The sequence below is a fragment of the Psychrobacter sp. A3 genome (assembly GCF_028823565.1).
Classification (GTDB): domain Bacteria; phylum Pseudomonadota; class Gammaproteobacteria; order Pseudomonadales; family Moraxellaceae; genus Psychrobacter; species Psychrobacter celer.
Map to the genome: position 1 here is coordinate 17781 of NZ_JAPEHS010000019.1, position 18237 is coordinate 36017.

Genomic DNA, 18237 nt, shown 5'->3' on the forward strand with positions numbered 1-18237 from the left:
GCCATTAGTCAAAGCTCCTTAACGCAAGACCACATGCGGCCATGAGGCTTGGGGCATCGATCGCCAGTTGCTCATTATCGATATGTGGCGCGATGGTCATATTGGTAAATGGATTGGCGATACTGACAGTCACACCCAGTTTTTGTTGCGCCATTCCAGCCAGACCGGGAATCGAGCTACTGCCCCCCGCGAGGACTACGTGATCGATATTGCTGTATTGGCTCGAAGAAAAATAGAACTGCAAAGAGCGAGTGATTTGCTGAATGGTGTTTTCGATAAACGGCGTCAATACCTCAGGGTAGTAATCGTCAGGCAAGGTGCGCTCACGCTTACTCAGCTCCGCTTCCTCAAACGATAAGCCATAGCGATTTTGTATTGCCTCTGTCAGCTGAGCACCGCCAAATAGCTGTTCGCGGCTATAGATAAATTCGCCATTTTTGGCGACATATAAGGTGGTTTGATTGTGACCAATATCGACCAAGGCGACTAATTCTGGTAGCCCTGGTAAATTATCTACCATCAAGCCAAAAGCACGCTCAATGGCGTGCGACTCAATATCCATGACCTTGGTTTGCATGCCGCCGAAGGTTAAGGCATCGACGCGTTGGTCGACATTCTCCGAGCGTGAGGCCGCCAGTAGCACCTGTACCATATCGTCACTGACCAAAGAAGGGCCTAAGACTTCAAAGTCCAGGTTGACGTCTTCAAGAGGATAAGGCACGTATTGATCGGCATCGAGACGTATCTGCGCTTCGCGCTCGACATCGCTGAGTGCCATGTCCATATCGATGATCTTGGTAATCACTGCTGACCCTGATACGGCTGTCGCTGCATGGACATTAGCCACTTGACAGCGTCTGGCCAAACTGGCAATCGTATCGCCAACGGCTTCAGTATCCACGATGAGTTTATCGACGACTACGCCTTCCGGTAGTCTTTCAATGCCATAAGATTTTAAGTGGAACATGCCTTGTTGGCGCTGTATGTCAACCAACTTTACTGAGGTGGCACAGATATCCACTCCAATCAAATGTCGACTTTTGGGAGTAAATAGCCTCACAAACTCTATACCTTATATTAAGTGTACAATCTGATAGTTATTTGTAATAATTGAATACAATACTTTACTTAATAGATAGATTCAAGCATTTAAATTATATATTAAGGCTAACTTACACATTTATTATGACCTCCCTATTTCGTTCAAGGTATAATGCACTACCTGTTGCAAATCATTAATTAATAAGTCTTATTATGGCCAAAAAAAATGCTACTGCTCACATTATTCACTTTTTGGTAGGGCTATTTATTGCTTGTTTAGCCTTGGCGGTCATCTTGGCAATGGCAGTTCCTATTGGCTTTTATGGCATGGCCATGTATCTATCGCCTACCCTGCCAAGTACGCAAGAGATAAAGACCGCAACGCTAGAAATGCCATTGCAGATATATAGTAGTGATGACAAACTCATCGGTCAATACGGCAATCGTTTATCATTGCCGATCACTTTTGAGGAAATCCCTGAAGATCTGACTCATGCTTTTTTGGCCGCAGAAGATGCGTCTTTTTTCCAGCACAGTGGTATCAGCATTAAAGGTCTAGGTCGCGCGGTCACCGAAGTGGTGACCGATGATGATAGTCAAACAGGTGGCTCAACCATCACCATGCAGGTGGCCAAAAACTACTTTTTGAGCCCAGAGCGTACCTTAAATCGTAAACTAACTGAGCTGTTTTTAGCTCGTAAAATAGAAGACGAGCTCAGTAAAAACGACATTTTGACCCTTTATGTCAATAAGATTTATTTGGGTGAAGGCGCTTACGGCATCCGTGCGGCCGCCAAAAAATACTATAGTAAGTCACTAGACAACCTCACCATTGCAGAGATGGCAATGCTGGCAGGTCTGCCAAAAGCACCTTCTAAGTACAATCCTGTCGCCAATCCTGAGCGCGCCCTGACCCGCCGCAACTGGATCATTGGCCGTATGCATGAGCTGGGTTATATCAGTCAAGCGCAGCATGATGAAGCAGTCAACTCCCCCATCGGCATCAAGCTCTATCAAGAAAAACTCGATGTTAATATGCCTTATTTGGCAGAGATGGCACGCTCTACCTTAGTAAATCGCTACGGCGAGCAGGTCATGCATGGCGGCTGGCGCGTACGTCTGACCGTCGATAGCAAAGCGCAAACCGATGCAGAGGCCGCCGTACTCAAAGGTCTCATCGCTTATGAGCATCGCCATGGCTGGCGCGGCGCTGAAGCGAATGATGAGCCATTAGAGAACTTCCGTCGGTATAGTAACCTATCACCTGCCAAAGTGACAAAAGTAAATGCTCGTAGTTTTGAGGCCACTATCCCCTCGGGTGAGACGGTGACGGTTAACTGGTCTGGGATGAGCTGGGCGCGCAAATACATCTCTGCCGATCGTATCGGTTATTATCCAAGTAATGCCAGTCAAGTCGTCAGTAAAAACGATATTGTGCGCCTGATTCCGACAGCGAGCAACCGCTGGCAGCTGGCTCAAATTCCTGACATACAAGGCAGCCTAGTTTCATTAAACCCAGAAACAGGCGCGCTCAATGCTTTGGTCGGTGGTTTTGATTTTAATCACAGCAAGTTTAACCGAGCGCTGCAAGGCTGGCGGCAACCGGGCTCTACCATCAAGCCTCTAGTCTATACCGCAGCCCTAGAAAAGGGCTACCGCCCTGATAGTATCGTCTCAGACCGCCCTATCCAAGTTGGAGACTGGAAACCCAAAAACTCTGACGGGCGTTTTTTAGGAGACATCACCTTACGTCGCGGTTTGTATCTATCGCGCAACCTTGTCTCTATTCGTCTGTTACAGGCCGTCGGTATCTCTGATACTCGTACATTATTAGACGAGTTTGGTCTCGATAAAGAAAAGCTACCAACTACCCTATCGTTGGCATTGGGTACAGGGCAAGCGACACCGCTACAGATGGCCACCGCTTATGCAACCTTTGCCAATGGCGGTCACCGCATACAGCCTTATTTTATTGAGCAAATTTATAACTACAATAACGAGCTGCTTTTTCAGGCCAACCCGCAGCAAGCCTGCGCCTCATGTTTTAATGAGCAACTAGAACGCGTCAACAAAAAACTGCTAGAAGACTATGATAGCGCGCTCGAACAAGCGGCAACTGTAGATGCAACCGCAGACTCAAAAGACCGTGATACCGAAGCAGGTACACAGAGCGATCAAAGCCGTATCTATGATGCCAGTCCGCAATCAGATCGCCTAAAAGCGCCTGCAGTACAATACGTAATGGCCAAACAAGCACCGCGTATCTTAAAGCCTAGAGTGGCCTTTGAGATGGCAGACATATTACGTGATGTGGTGCAGCATGGCACGGCAAGAAGAGCAAAAGCACTGGGACGTGATGATATCGGTGGTAAAACTGGTACCACCAACGAAGCAAAAGACGCTTGGTTTGCAGGGTTTCATCCCAGTAACGCAACCGTCGTCTGGATGGGCTTTGACCAACCATCGACCATGGGTCGGCGCGAATACGGCGGCGTGGCAGCGCTACCAGTATGGATTGACTTTATGAAAGCCCAGCTCAAAGACACCCCTCATCAATGGGTCTCTATCAATAATCGCTCAAAATCCAAAAAACAAAAACAAAAAATCATAGAAATGACGGATGATGGTATCGTTACTAGCGACGAAGACGACAATACGCCTACCGACACTGTATCAGAAAAACCTGTCAAAACCAGCACCCAGCAGCGCAAGCCGCCAGCACCTGAGCCGGTCGAAGACGAGGGTTCAGCACCAACGACGCGTCATGATAGCGTACCGCAAAATCCGCTATCGGTAACCCCGGTGGAGCGTATGCCAGCCATGCCTGAGTAGCCCTAGTATGGTTAATTCACTTTAAAGCCGATACAGTGCAGCTGGTATGAGTTTTACGCAGCATCTGTCAGCGTAAACACAGCAAGCAAGAGAAACTTATATCAGTTGCACGTTAATTTGAAACTATCGGCTTTATTTTGAACTGGCTATACTTTATATAAAAAGCGTGTTTGACCATGATCAAACACGCTTTTTTCTTGATGCTGTCATGTAAGGTAGGGCCAAAAAGCCGTTAAACAACAGTATGGATTAGGGTGGTTAAAACTCAACCATACCTGCACGCAGCTGATCTATCAGCTCTAAGAGCTGCTGACGCCACTCGCGGATGGTGGCTTCATCTGGCAGCCACTGATTCGATAACGTCACAACGTTGACAATAAGATCAGTCGCTTTTGCCGTATCTCTACTCGCACTTAGCGTCTCATCAATCACTGTATCTGGTGGTACCGCATACAAGCTACGCTGATACGCGCGCTCTATGTTGGCCACAAAGCCCTGCTGCTGCAACTGCTGTAAACGCTGGACTTCAGGCGATACCTGCGTGCGCGCACTTAGTGCTTGCTCGATGTCGCACAATGTCGGCGCTGTTGTGTTTAAACCATAAAAATGTCCAAGCTCCTGAGTAAAAGCCAACAACGCACCATATAAATGAAAAATAGCGGTTTCACAATGAGCCTGATAGAGCTGCTTATCACTACTACTGTCCGCCGCTTGGCAGGCAAGACGACAAAAATACAGCTTTTGATTGGTGCGGTCTGCTTGATATTTGGCAACACGGGTTTTACCAGCCATTGGCGATTTATCCTTCTATAAGATATAAGTGAGGGCTTATTTCTCAGTGTACTATTTTTTTGGATAACAGTACCACGTCTTTCTGACTTTTGTACGTGCACAAAAAAGCCAGCAACATAGGCTGGCTTTTTTGACAGTGATAAGACATCAAAGACAATTAATTGTCTTGATTTAGCTCTTGCGCAAAGGCTTCATCAAAGCTTGCAAAATCTTTACTATCGGTGCTGGCCGTCATATCAAAAGCTGCGTTTAGATCTGACTCTTGCAGTTTTTGCTCTGCTTTTTCTTTACGGGCTTTGTGATAAGCAAGCCCTGTACCAGCAGGAATCAAGCGACCAACGACCACGTTTTCTTTTAGACCACGTAGCTCATCAACTTTACCTGTTACCGCAGCAGCAGTTAGGACACGAGTAGTCTCCTGGAACGACGCCGCTGAGATAAAGCTTTCTGTTGCCAGACTTGCTTTGGTAATACCAAGCAATTGACGCTCATACTGAACTGGGAATTTATTCTCAGCTTCCAGTTTAGCATTCAAGGCTATGACATCAGCGTACTCGACCTGATCGCCTTTAAAGTGGTTTGAATCACCGCCATCAGTCACTTCAACTTTGCGCAGCATCTGACGAATAATAACTTCGATGTGCTTATCGTTGATTTTTACACCTTGCAGACGATAGACGTCCTGTACTTCGTTGACGATATAATCAGCAAGGGCGGTTTGACCTTTTAGACGTAGGATATCGTGCGGGTTTTGCGGACCATCAGCGATGATCTCACCACGAGCAACGGTCTCGTTTTCGAAAACGTTGATCTGACGCCATTTCGGGATTAGCTCTTCATGTACCTCACCATCTTCATTGGTGATGATAAAGCGGTTTTTCCCTTTGGTTTCTTTACCAAAGCTGACCACACCTGTCATCTCTGCCATGATGGCATGATCTTTTGGACGACGTGCTTCAAACAAATCAGCCACACGTGGTAGACCACCGGTAATATCCTTGGTACCTGATGACGCTTGTGGTACACGGCCTAATACCGAGCCTGCGGCTACTTTTTCACCGTCGCTGACGCGGATGATGGTTTCCGCTGGCAAGAAATAAACCACTTCTTTGCCTTCATCCGTATTCAAGATGATAGCGGGACGCAAATCTTTAGCCGAGCTTGAACGGTCACGAGTCGCTAAAATCTCAAACGAGCTCATACCCGTTGCATCATCGACTTTGACTGTCGCTGTCGAACCATCAATGATATCGCTAAAGCGTGCCGTACCGGCAAACTCTGTGATAATTGGGTGCGTGTGTGGATCCCATTTAGCGATGGTCTGGCCACCTTCGACTTGCTCTTCGTTTTTCACCAGAACGCTTGAACCATAAGGCACTTTATAGCGCTCACGCTCACGACCAAGCTCATCGGTCAACGCAATCTCTGCTGAACGCGAGACGATAACCAAGTGGCCATCAGTGTGTTCAACCGTTTTCATGTTTTCAAAATGCACTTGACCTGCATTACGTGCTGAGATGCTGTTGTCCACAGATGCAGAGCTTGCCGCCCCGCCCACGTGGAAGGTACGCATGGTCAACTGAGTACCAGGCTCACCGATTGACTGCGCTGCCATGACACCAACTGACTCACCGATATTGACTTTATGACCACGAGCCAGATCACGACCATAACACTGTGAACACACGCCATGCTCAACTTCACAAGTAATCACTGAGCGTACCCAGATGTCATCAATGGCGTTGTTATCTAGTACATTTACCCAATGCTCATCGATCAACGTGCCCGCTGGAATCAAGACTTTTGACGGATCGTCATTGTACGTCACATCACGCGCGGTCACACGGCCAAGGACAAGCTCACCGAGTTTTTCGATGATCTCACCACCTTGGATGTGCGGCTTCATGAGCAAGCCTTCTTCGGTACCACAGTCTTCGCTGGTCACAACCAAATCTTGCGCCACATCAACCAAGCGACGGGTTAGGTAACCTGAGTTAGCCGTTTTTAGGGCAGTATCAGCAAGACCTTTACGCGCACCGTGCGTCGAGATAAAGTACTGTAGTACGGTCAAACCTTCGCGGAAGTTGGCCTTAATCGGTGTCTCAATGATTGAGCCATCTGGTTTTGCCATCAAACCACGCATACCAGCAAGCTGACGAATCTGCGCGGCACTACCACGAGCACCAGAGTCTGACATGATAAAGATAGAGTTAAATGATTTTTGCTCGTCTTCTTCGCCTTGGGCGTTGATGACTTTATCGGTCGCCAAGTTATCCATCATCGCTTTAGCGACTTTATCGTTGGTACGAGACCAGATATCGACGACTTTGTTATAACGCTCACCTGCAGTCACAAAACCTTGCTCAAACTGATCTTCAATTTCGCGAACTTCAGCTTCGGCGGTTTCGATGATTTGTTTTTTCAGCGGCGGAATCACCATATCATCAATACCGATTGACACGCCTGATAATGTCGCTTGAGCAAAACCAAGATACATCAATTGGTCAGCAAACATGACACTTTCTTTGACGCCGACTTTACGGTAGCAAGAGTTGATCAAACGCGAGATGTTCTTTTTGGTCATCTCTTGGTTGCACTCATCAAACGACATGCCTTGTGGCATGATGTTCCAGATAAGCAAACGACCAGCCACCGTTTCTTTTAGAGAGACTTCTTTACTTTCGTTGCCCTCTGCATCAACGTGCGTTTCTGTCACACGCACTTTGATTTTTGCGTTGACATGCAAGTCGTTTGAACCAATGGCACGCAAAGCTTCGTTGACGGTCGAAAATATCATGCCTTCGCCTTTGGCATTGATCGACGAGCGGCTAATGTAATACAGACCAAGTACAACGTCCTGTGAGGGTACGATAATTGGATCACCGTTGGCAGGCGATAGGATGTTGTTGGTTGACATCATCAATGCGCGCGATTCGAGCTGGGCTTCTAGCGTCAATGGCACGTGTACGGCCATTTGGTCACCATCAAAGTCAGCGTTAAACGCGGTACAAACCAGCGGATGCAATTGGATCGCTTTACCTTCAATAAGTACCGGCTCAAATGCCTGTAAGCCCAAACGGTGAAGCGTTGGCGCACGGTTTAGTAGGACTGGATGCTCACGGATAACCATGGCCAGCATATCCCATACTTGCGGCTCTTCACGCTCTACCATCTTTTTGGCGGCTTTAATCGTGGTCGCCATGCCATGTGATAACAGCTTGGCATAAGTAAATGGCTTGAACAACTCAAGTGCCATTTTCTTTGGCAGGCCACACTGATGCAGACGCAGGGTCGGACCAACAACGATGACCGAACGACCAGAATAATCGACACGTTTACCAAGTAGGTTTTGACGGAAACGACCTTGCTTACCTTTAATCATATCGGCCAAAGATTTTAGTGGACGCTTATTACTACCAGTAATGGCACGACCACGGCGACCGTTATCAAGCAAGGCATCGACTGATTCTTGTAGCATACGTTTTTCATTACGTACGATGATATCAGGCGCACTTAGCTCGAGCAGACGCTTTAGACGGTTGTTACGGTTGATAACGCGGCGATACAGATCGTTTAGATCTGATGTCGCAAAACGGCCGCCTTCTAGTGGTACCAACGGGCGCAAGTCTGGTGGCAATACTGGTAAGATATTCATTACCATCCACTCAGGCTTGTTGTTCGAGTCACGGAACGCTTCTAATAGTTTTAGGCGCTTAGACATCTTTTTGAGTTTGGTTTCAGAGCCTGTTTGCGGGATCGCTTCGCGCAGCTCATCAATCTCGATATCGATATCGATCTCTTTGAGCAGGTCTTGTACCGCTTCTGCACCCATTTTGGCGGTAAATTCGTCACCGAACTCTTCTAGGGCTTTGTAGTAGTCTTCATCATCGAGCAGTTGGTACTTCTCTAAAGAAGTCAGGCCAGGCTCAGTGACGATATAGCTCTCAAAGTATAGAACGCGTTCGATATCGCGTAGGGTCATGTCGAGAAGTAGACCGATGCGGCTTGGCAGAGACTTTAAGAACCAAATATGCGCAACAGGGCTTGCAAGGTCAATGTGACCCATACGATCACGGCGAACTTTGGCAGTGGTGACTTCTACGCCACACTTCTCACAGATAACGCCTTGGAACTTACGGCGTTTGTACTTGCCGCACAAGCATTCAAAGTCTTTGACTGGGCCAAAAATTTTGGCACAAAACAGACCGTCGCGCTCAGGCTTAAATGTACGGTAGTTGATTGTTTCTGGTTTTTTAACTTCACCATGTGACCATGACTTAACCACATCAGGGGCGGCTAAGGTAATTTGAATACTATCAAACTCTTGATTACCGCTAGCGGTAGGGCTTTGCATGATATCGAGTAAATCTTTCAAGTTGCTTCTCCGTTATCTTTATAATCATCTAGCAGCATATTGTCGACGCCAAGTTAGATGAATGAAGGCAATGAATCGGGTTGAGACAAATCACCAAAAGCAGTCGCCATAAGCGTACTACTTTTAGTTGACAACTAAGTTAAACAGCAATCTTTCTGCTTTGGGTTTAGTTGCTTTGTTTTAACTCAATATTAATACCCAGTGATTTGATTTCTTTGGTCAGTACGTTGAATGACTCAGGCATACCTGGATCCATGTACTGCTCACCATCGACGATGTTTTTGTACATACGGGTACGGCCTTCGACGTCATCTGATTTCACTGTCAGCATCTCTTGCAATGTGTAGGTTGCGCCGTATGCTTCTAGTGCCCATACTTCCATCTCACCGAATCTCTGACCACCGAACTGTGCTTTACCGCCTAGTGGCTGCTGGGTGACCAGTGAGTAAGAACCCGTTGAACGCGCGTGCATCTTGTCATCGACCAAGTGGTTAAGCTTGAGCATATACATGTAACCCACGGTCACTTTACGGTCAAACTTCTGACCGGTACGGCCATCATACAAGGTTTGCTGACCATCACGATCCATACCAGCAAGCTCTAGCAAGTCTTTGACTTGATACTCGTGAGCTCCATCAAACACTGCCGTACCCATCGGCACGCCATCACGTAGATTGTCTGCTAATGCCAAGATATCATCATCAGACAAGCTGTCTAGATCGACTGATTCACCGCCGACTTGGTTGTAAATCTTGTCTAAAAACTCACGTAACTCTTTGATTGCCGCTTGCGCTTTTAGCATACCGTCAATCTTTTCACCCAAGCCCTTAGCCGCCATACCCAAATGCGTCTCAAGCACCTGACCGATGTTCATACGCGATGGTACACCTAGCGGGTTCAGTACGATGTCAACGGTATTACCATTTTCATCATAAGGCATGTCTTCAACCGGCATGATGCGTGATACCACACCTTTGTTACCATGACGACCGGCCATTTTATCCCCTGGCTGGATACGACGTTTCACTGCCAGATAGACCTTAACGATTTTTTGGACGCCATGCTGCAAGTCATCACCAGCCGTTAATTTGCGTTTTTTCTCGGCAAATTTCACATCGATGTCTTTTTGCTTATCGACCAAGTAATCAGCGATCTGCGTGAGACGCTCAGAGACCTCTTCTTCGACTGGCTGGATATCAAGCAGCGTTTCAAGACTCATCTCTTTCATGTCAGCCAACGCCATGACTGTGCCGGCTTTTAGACCAGCACCGCCACTGACTTTTTGACCATCAAGCAAGGTACCAATACGGCCGCGAGCCGCTTCTTCAAAGATACGTAGCTCTTCTTTTAAATCTTTACGATAGCTATCGAGCTGCGACTTCTCGATTGCTTTGGCACGTGCGTCTTTTTCGACGCCATCACGGGTAAAGACTTGTACGTCGATGACCGTACCTTTGCTTGATGTTGGCACTCGCAATGAGGTGTCTTTTACATCAGCAGCTTTTTCACCAAAGATAGCCCGTAGCAATTTCTCTTCTGGCGTGAGCTGCGTCTCGCCTTTTGGTGTGACTTTACCAACCAAGATGTCGCCTGCGTCTACTTCAGCACCGATATAAACGATACCTGCTTCATCAAGGTTTGAGAGCGCCGCTTCACCCACGTTTGGAATATCAGCAGTGATTTCCTCTGTTCCAAGCTTGGTATCACGCGCCACACAAGTCAACTCTTGAATATGAATGGTGGTAAAGCGATCTTCTTTGACGACTTTTTCAGAAAGCAAAATCGAGTCTTCGAAGTTATAACCATTCCACGGCATAAAGGCGATACGAATGTTTTGACCAAGCGCCAATTCACCCAAATCGGTTGATGGGCCATCAGCTAGAATATCCCCTGACGCGATTTCGTCGCCTTGGTTGACAATGATGCGCTGGTTGATACAAGTATTTTGGTTTGAGCGCGTGTATTTGATCAAGTTATAGATATCGATACCCGCTTCGCCTGCGACCATCTCCTCTTCGTTGACACGCACGACGATACGCGAGGCATCGACGTCTTCGATCACACCGCCACGCTTGGCGATCACACATACGCCAGAGTCACGCGCGACGTGACGCTCCATACCCGTACCCACTAACGGCTTATCCGCACGTAGCGTCGGAACCGCCTGACGCTGCATGTTTGAACCCATCAATGCACGGTTGGCATCATCATGCTCTAGGAATGGAATCAAACCTGCGGCGACCGATACTACCTGACTTGGTGACACATCCATATGCGTCACTTTTTCTGGTGGCATACGGACAAATTCACCATAGCTACGCACGCTGACCATCTCATCGCTTAGCTCACCATTTTCACTCACTGGCGAATCTGCTTGAGCAATGACAGTACCAACTTCTTCGATGGCTGATAGGTATTCGATCTGGTCAGTTACTTTGCCATCAACCACACGGCGATAAGGCGTTTCTAAGAAACCAAAGCTGTTGGTTTTGGCAAAGGTCGCTAGTGAGTTGATCAGACCAATGTTTGGACCTTCAGGCGTCTCAATCGGACAGACACGGCCATAATGGGTATCATGAACGTCACGTACTTCAAAGCCTGCACGCTCACGGGTCAGACCACCTGGGCCAAGCGCGGATACACGGCGCTTATGCGTGACTTCAGACAATGGGTTGTTTTGGTCCATAAACTGTGACAACTGACTTGAGCCAAAGAACTCTTTGACAGCAGCTGCTACTGGTTTTGAGTTGATCAAATCTTGTGGTGACAAGTTGTCTGATTCTGCTGAGCTTAAACGCTCTTTGACTGCACGCTCTACGCGCACAAGGCCCACGCGGAACTGGTTCTCTGCCATCTCGCCCACTGAACGAATACGGCGGTTACCTAAGTGATCGATATCGTCGACTTCACCGCGACCATTACGAATCTCAATCAGCTCTTTTAACACATTGATGATGTCATCATTGGTCAACACACTACGCGCACGCTGGATATCAGCGTCGTCAGTGTCCTCAAACTCAAGACCTAGGCGACGGTTAAACTTCATACGCCCGACGTTTGACAAGTCATAACGATCGGCGTTAAAGAACATGCTCTCAAACAGCTTTTCAGCGGTCTCAAGCGTTGGTGGCTCACCTGGGCGCATGACTTTGTAGATCTCAATCAATGCTTCTTCACGGCTAGAAGTGGTATCAGCACGTAGCGTATCGGCGATATAACTGCCTTGATCGATATCGTTGGTGAACAAAATGCTAAACTCTTTGAGTGCATCACTGGCTTCGAACGCACTGAGCTTGACCAACAATTCATGATCGATGAGCGTATTGGCATGAGCAATCACGTCACCATTGACCACGATATCTTCAGCCAAGATGCGCTCGTATAGATATTCATCAGGCACAGCAATTTTCGTCATACCCGCTTGCTCTAACTGACGGATACGGCGAGCATTGATACGTTTGCCCTGCTCGACGATGACATCACCATCAGGTGACACGATATCGAACTGCGCCATCTCGCCGCGCAGACGATCAGCGACCAGATCAATCTCAAACTGTTCTTCACCCTTATAGACTTTTACTTTATCAAAGAACAAATCTAAGATTTCAGAGGTCGTCAAACCAAGCGCACGTAAGATAATAGACGCAAGTAACTTACGACGACGGTCAATACGAGCAAAAACTAAGTCTTTGGCATCAAACTCAAAGTCAAGCCATGAGCCGCGATAAGGAATGATACGAGCGTTGTAAAGCACCTTACCACTTGAGTGCGACTTACCTTTATCATGATCAAAGAACACACCAGGCGAGCGGTGCAACTGTGATACGATGACACGCTCAGTACCGTTGATAATAAAGGTACCGTTGTCAGTCATCAGTGGCATCTCACCCATATAGACGCTTTGCTCACGGATGTCTTTGATCGCCGCTTTACTGTCTTTGTCTTTGCTGTCTTTGTCCTTGATAATCAAACGGATCTTGACACGTATCGGTGCTGCAAACGTTGAGCCACGTAAGATACACTCACGCTCATCAAACTCAGGCTCGCCTAAGTAATATTCAACGAATTGTAGCTCTGCATTACCAGAATGACTCTCAATCGGAAAAATAGATGAAAAGGCAGCTTGCAGACCAGTATTCTCACGAGCTTTCGGCTTTTTGTGCTCTTGCAAAAATTGCTCATAAGAATCTACTTGAATAGACAGTAAATAGGGAATGTCCATTACAGTGGGCAATTCAGCAAAACTTTTGCGAATACGCTTTTTTTCAGTATAAGAATATGCCATCGAGAGTCCTTACAGTAAACGTGGAAACAAATTAAAAGCGTGGCATGCGTGCATAAATACTATGCAAACATAGCAACGTAAACGTTAATATAAAACAGGTGTTCGTGTTCAGTTTATATCTTTTGTTAATGACTACTTTACTACCAGTGCCGGCTTAGCACCCTTATCAAGTTTTGTCATCAGCATCTAGGTCTTTTACCTAGACCATCCAGCCAAAACCCCATCAGCTGTCACTCATCAAAACCAATATCGTCGCTGATATCTACCGTCTACGAGCCTACATACTGACAGTACAACCATGCAAAATAAATAACCTAAGATAAACAGCTTATTAGAACTAATAATATTGGGGATAACTATAACTTTTAGAATCAGTGTAAACTATAGCGTTAATGGAAAAGCATGCAGACACAAAAAAACGCCAAACATCTCAAGACGTTTAGCTCATATCACTGATTTTAAAAACTGGCATGTGTGCTTGCATGTATATCGTCTGTCCTTTTGATGGGTATCCACCGTGATGTTGCATACGTATGTTGGCAGACACAAAAGGTCAAGCTACGAATTATAGTAAAAAAAAGCTGGCAATGCAAGGCATTACCAGCTTTTTTTTCGTACAGTGTTAAACTTATTTTAGTTCAACAGTTGCACCAGCTTCTTCAAGTTTCTTTTTCAACTCTTCAGCTTCGTCTTTAGACGCGCCTTCTTTGATTGGTGCTGGAGCACTTTCAACCAAATCTTTTGCTTCTTTTAGGCCAAGACCAGTTGCTTCACGTACGGCTTTGATAACGCCAACTTTCTTGTCGCCGAAGCTAGCAAGAACAACGTCAAACTCGTCTTTTTCTTCAGCAGCAGCAGCGCCACCAGCGGCAGCAGCAGGTGCAGCAGCAGCAACAGCAGCAGTTACGCCGAATTTTTCTTCCATATCGCTGATTAGCTCAACGATGTCCATTACTGACATTTCAGCGATTGCGTTTAACACATCTTCTTTAGATAGTGCCATGGGAACTCTCCGTTATCTGATAAAAATTAATTGATTTTAATATCGCTTTGGTTGTTTGCCAAATATACAAATAGAGTTGGCAATACAGTACAACCAGCGATGTCAAAGTTACGTTAAAACAAGCAATTAAGCAGCTTCTTTTGCGTCTTTGATTGCCGCTACAGTGCGAACGAACTTGCCAGGAACAGCGTTCATAGTCTGGACAAGCTTGGTCACTGGTGCGTTCATAGTTGCCATCAAGATAGAGATTGCTTCGTCGCGAGTTGGTAGCTTCGATACGCGCTCTAGCTCTTCTGGACCATAAACTTCACCACCGACTGATACTATTTTGGTCTCTAATGCTTTGTTTTCTTTGCTAAAGTCGAAAACGACTCTGGCAGCAGAACCCAAATCTTCCATAGAGAAAGCCAAAAGTAGTGGACCAGTCATACGGTCTGACATGCTCTCAAAATTAGTGCCTTCAAATGCGCGTTTTGCTAGGGTGTTTTTCACCACTTTCAAAACGACGCCTTTTTCACGGGCTTGTACGCGAAGCTTAGTAAGCTGTGCAACACCAAGACCGTGATATTCGGCAGCTACTGCTGAGTAAGCATTAGCAGCAACTTCAGACACTTCAGCCACAACTTGTTGTTTTTGTTCTAGCGTTAATGCCATAAGTTGACTCCTTTAATCTTATCAATCCGCTCAACTTTTAATTAAAAACGATCAGCTAAGATTGACTTGATACGACACGTTATTCATAACTTCTAAAAATAGAGTTTATTCATAACGACTGATTACGGCACCGTTATCAGACTGACATCGAGTGATAGCTTGGTATAAATACCGGTTTATCGGCTCTTATCAACAACTGGGTGGGTCACCGTCTGCGTAGGACAACTAAGATTTTCATCTGTCGTCGATTAACAAAAGCAGCTTACCGTCATCACTAGCTATCAAAAGACCACTTAATAATGACCTAAAACCGCTCTCTACCTACGGTCTTAGACAGCATAGCGTTTGCTACGCTGACCTAATTCTTTAAAACAATATGGACTCTTTATTCAAAATCGTTGAATATCGAGTAATTTTTATACAAAAAACTATTTAGCTACGCGATAAGGAACAGGATCGATAGTGATGCCTGGGCCCATGGTGCTAGACAAGGTGATTTTCTTAATGAATGTACCTTTAGACGTCGCAGGCTTAGCGCGCTTTAGATCTGAGATCAATGCTTGAACGTTTTGGGCAACTTGTTCAGTCGTGAAACCAACTTGACCGATAGTTGTGTGAATGATACCCGCTTTGTCAACACGATACTGTGCTTGACCCGCTTTGGTATTGGCCACAGCTTCCGCAACGTTTGGCGTTACTGTACCAACTTTTGGGTTAGGCATTAGGCCACGTGGACCTAGGATAGTACCTAGTTGACCCACCACACGCATCGCATCTGGAGCTGCGATAACAACGTCAAAGTCCATGTTACCGGCTTTAATATCTTCTGCTAGGTCTTCAAACCCTACAACGTCTGCACCAGCTTCTTTGGCGGCTTCAGCAGCAGCGCCTTGAGCGAATACGGCAACGCGTTTGGTTTTACCAGTACCCGCAGGCAGGTTGGTAGCACCGCGAACGACTTGGTCAGATTTACGTGGGTCAACGCCCAAGTTTACTGCGATGTCGATAGACTCTTTGAACTTCAAAGGTGGCAAATCGTTTAGGATTTGAACCGCTTCTTCAAGAGTGTATAGCTTTTCGTTTTCAATGCGATCAGCGATTAGCTTTTGACGCTTAGTAAGTTTACTCATTTACACACCCTCCACGGTAATACCCATTGAACGAGCGGTACCAGCGATGGTACGAACAGCAGCGTCAAGATCAGCAGCAGTCAAATCTGCGTCTTTAGTTTTCACGATTTCTTCTAGTTGTGCACGGTCAACTTTACCGACTTTTGCGGTGTTTGGCGTACCAGAACCTTTCGTGATACCAGCAGCTTTACGTAGTAAAAACGCAGCTGGTGGTGACTTCATGATAAAGGTAAAAGACTTATCGTTATATACCGTGATTTCTGTAGGAATCGGCAGACCTGGCTCTTGGTTAGAGGTCGCTGCGTTAAATTCTTTACAGAACGCCATGATGTTCACGCCTTTTTGACCCAAAGCTGGACCAATCGGTGGTGAAGGGTTTGCTTTACCTGCAGGCACTTGCAGTTTGATGTAACCATCAATCTTCTTAGCCATGATATTCTCCTAAATGGGTGATAGCGCCAAATCAACATGGTAGAAACCTTGTCGAAAAACAGCTCCCCGGTTAATGAACTTTATAGGTTTAGTCTAATTTTTCAACTTTACTAAACTCAAGCTCGACCTGAGTCGGCCTATTAAATACGTTTACGGTCAGATGTAGCTTAGACTTTTCATAATCTACTTTTTCTACCAACCCTTTAAAGTCAGTAAATGGACCATCGATGACCAACAATTCTTCACCTGGCTCAAAGAGCGTCTTAGGACGTGGGTCAGCTTCAGTCTGATTTAGACGGTTCAAAATACGATCCGCTTCTGCCTGCGTGATAGGTGCTGGCATCTCTGGCGTACCGCCAACAAAGCCCATAATACGTGGACAGTCTTTGACGATGTGCCACGTGTTGTCATTCATTTCCATCTGGATCAATACATATCCTGGAAAGAATTTGCGCTCACTCTTACGCTTTTTGCCGTCTTTCATTTCGACGACTTCTTCTGTCGGCACCAACACATCACCGAACGAATCAGCAAACTCACTGCGGTTGATACGATCAGTTAATGAACGCTGTACTTGCTTTTCATATCCTGAAAATGCTTGGACAATATACCAACGCATATCACGCTCCTGATCATTATAAATAAGTCGTTATCCGTCCATTTTGGTCTTGCCCACTAATACGTGTGACTAGCCAATAAAGATACCAACGAACCAATTAAAGAAGTTATCCAACAACCAAATAAAGAACCCAACAATCGCAATCACGACAAGCACTTGCCATGTGTATTGAAAGGTTTCGTCTTTACTCGGCCAGGTCACTCGGCGTAGCTCAACCGCAGCGTCTTTTAGTAAAATTTTAAAAGCGCGACCCTGATGGGTTAAGGCCAAACACACCAAAGCAACCACAACCAAAGCAACAATGATGCCAATACGCACCCAGACATCGTTGGCTGGCTGCCAATAACCGGGTAAATACTGATTGACCAATGTTGCTGCAATTAATACTACTGCGGCTACAAGCCACAAAATCAAATCTTTGATTGAGCCTGTCTTAGCAACCTCGACCGCAGTGGTCTTATTGCCTGCTGAGACGTGCTTACCTTTAGTCAGCATCGAGCTCGCCGTCGCCTTGGCATCAGATAACTTATTCTCGAGGTTATCTTGATTATTGCTCATAAAGAACTCGCTTCGGAGATGGTGAGGTACAACAAAGATGTGATAAGAAGATGGCAGGCGATGTAGGACTCGAACCTACAACCCTCGGTTTTGGAGACCGATGCTCTACCAATTGAGCCAATCGCCTATGGGTGTAAAGGACAGCATTATACAATATTTAGCATAAAATGCAAGCCCTTAGCGGTAAAATTATCATTTTTACCGAGCTTTGCTCTTAGTCATTTTGCGGCTACATCAGTCTTACTTAAGTAAATAAATAAGTAAAAATCGATATCCCAACTGACTTATTAGAAGCAGCGTTAATATAGCAAGCTCTCATAAAAAACACAATAGACTAAAAACAAAAAGAACGGTATTTTCACTTACTGCAGTTATTGATAGTTATAGCTTTAAAAAACATACTTTATGAAGTACCACCCTCCCTGCCCCTTTCCAATAAACCCCATAACCCTCTATAAGCACCCAAAAAAAAGCCACCCTATAAAGGGTGGCTTTTCACTACTCAATACTCGGTGT

General features: G+C 46.0%; 11 protein-coding genes and 1 tRNA gene. 1 reads left to right on the top strand and 11 read right to left on the bottom strand.

The genetic code is table 11. The features are described from left to right. Positions 1-4: 4 nt before the first annotated feature. Positions 5-1060, bottom strand: a complete 1056-nt coding sequence (locus NK638_RS04555; protein ID WP_274632115.1) for a pilus assembly protein PilM — start codon at positions 1058-1060, stop codon at positions 5-7. A 194-nt stretch (positions 1061-1254) separates the two neighbouring features. Between NK638_RS04555 and NK638_RS04560 the strand changes: the two genes are divergently transcribed. After that, on the top strand, positions 1255-3873 hold the full coding sequence (locus NK638_RS04560) for a penicillin-binding protein 1A (RefSeq protein WP_274632116.1): 2619 nt from the start codon (positions 1255-1257) through the stop codon (positions 3871-3873). Positions 3874-4131: 258 nt separating this feature from the next. Here the strand turns inward: NK638_RS04560 and NK638_RS04565 are convergent, their stop codons facing one another. The 10 genes from NK638_RS04565 to NK638_RS04610 form a co-directional block, all read right to left on the bottom strand. Continuing rightward, positions 4132-4665: a DUF6586 family protein gene (locus NK638_RS04565; protein ID WP_274632117.1), complete on the bottom strand. Its 534-nt coding sequence runs from the start codon at positions 4663-4665 to the stop codon at positions 4132-4134. Positions 4666-4822: 157 nt separating this feature from the next. Next, complete coding sequence (gene rpoC, locus NK638_RS04570; RefSeq protein ID WP_274632118.1) at positions 4823-9040, bottom strand: DNA-directed RNA polymerase subunit beta'; 4218 nt, start codon at positions 9038-9040, stop codon at positions 4823-4825. Between the two features lie 166 nt (positions 9041-9206). Then, positions 9207-13325, bottom strand: a complete 4119-nt coding sequence (rpoB, locus tag NK638_RS04575) for a DNA-directed RNA polymerase subunit beta (RefSeq protein WP_274632119.1) — start codon at positions 13323-13325, stop codon at positions 9207-9209. 628 nt (positions 13326-13953) lie between these two features. Further along, on the bottom strand, positions 13954-14328 hold the full coding sequence (gene rplL, locus NK638_RS04580) for a 50S ribosomal protein L7/L12 (RefSeq protein ID WP_105244189.1): 375 nt from the start codon (positions 14326-14328) through the stop codon (positions 13954-13956). Between the two features lie 126 nt (positions 14329-14454). After that, a complete protein-coding gene (gene rplJ, locus NK638_RS04585; protein WP_274632120.1) occupies positions 14455-14982 on the bottom strand; it encodes a 50S ribosomal protein L10 in 528 nt (175 codons plus the stop codon). A 428-nt stretch (positions 14983-15410) separates the two neighbouring features. Then, a complete protein-coding gene (gene rplA, locus NK638_RS04590; RefSeq protein WP_105244191.1) occupies positions 15411-16112 on the bottom strand; it encodes a 50S ribosomal protein L1 in 702 nt (233 codons plus the stop codon). Continuing rightward, a complete protein-coding gene (rplK, locus tag NK638_RS04595; RefSeq protein ID WP_105244192.1) occupies positions 16113-16544 on the bottom strand; it encodes a 50S ribosomal protein L11 in 432 nt (143 codons plus the stop codon). It abuts the gene before it with no gap. Positions 16545-16632: 88 nt separating this feature from the next. After that, complete coding sequence (nusG, locus tag NK638_RS04600; RefSeq protein ID WP_201584062.1) at positions 16633-17163, bottom strand: transcription termination/antitermination protein NusG; 531 nt, start codon at positions 17161-17163, stop codon at positions 16633-16635. A 69-nt stretch (positions 17164-17232) separates the two neighbouring features. Then, entirely contained in the window at positions 17233-17721 is a 489-nt protein-coding gene (secE, locus tag NK638_RS04605; RefSeq protein ID WP_100750084.1) for a preprotein translocase subunit SecE, read from the bottom strand. A 51-nt stretch (positions 17722-17772) separates the two neighbouring features. Continuing rightward, positions 17773-17848: transfer RNA gene (locus tag NK638_RS04610), tRNA-Trp, on the bottom strand. Positions 17849-18237 lie beyond the last annotated feature (389 nt).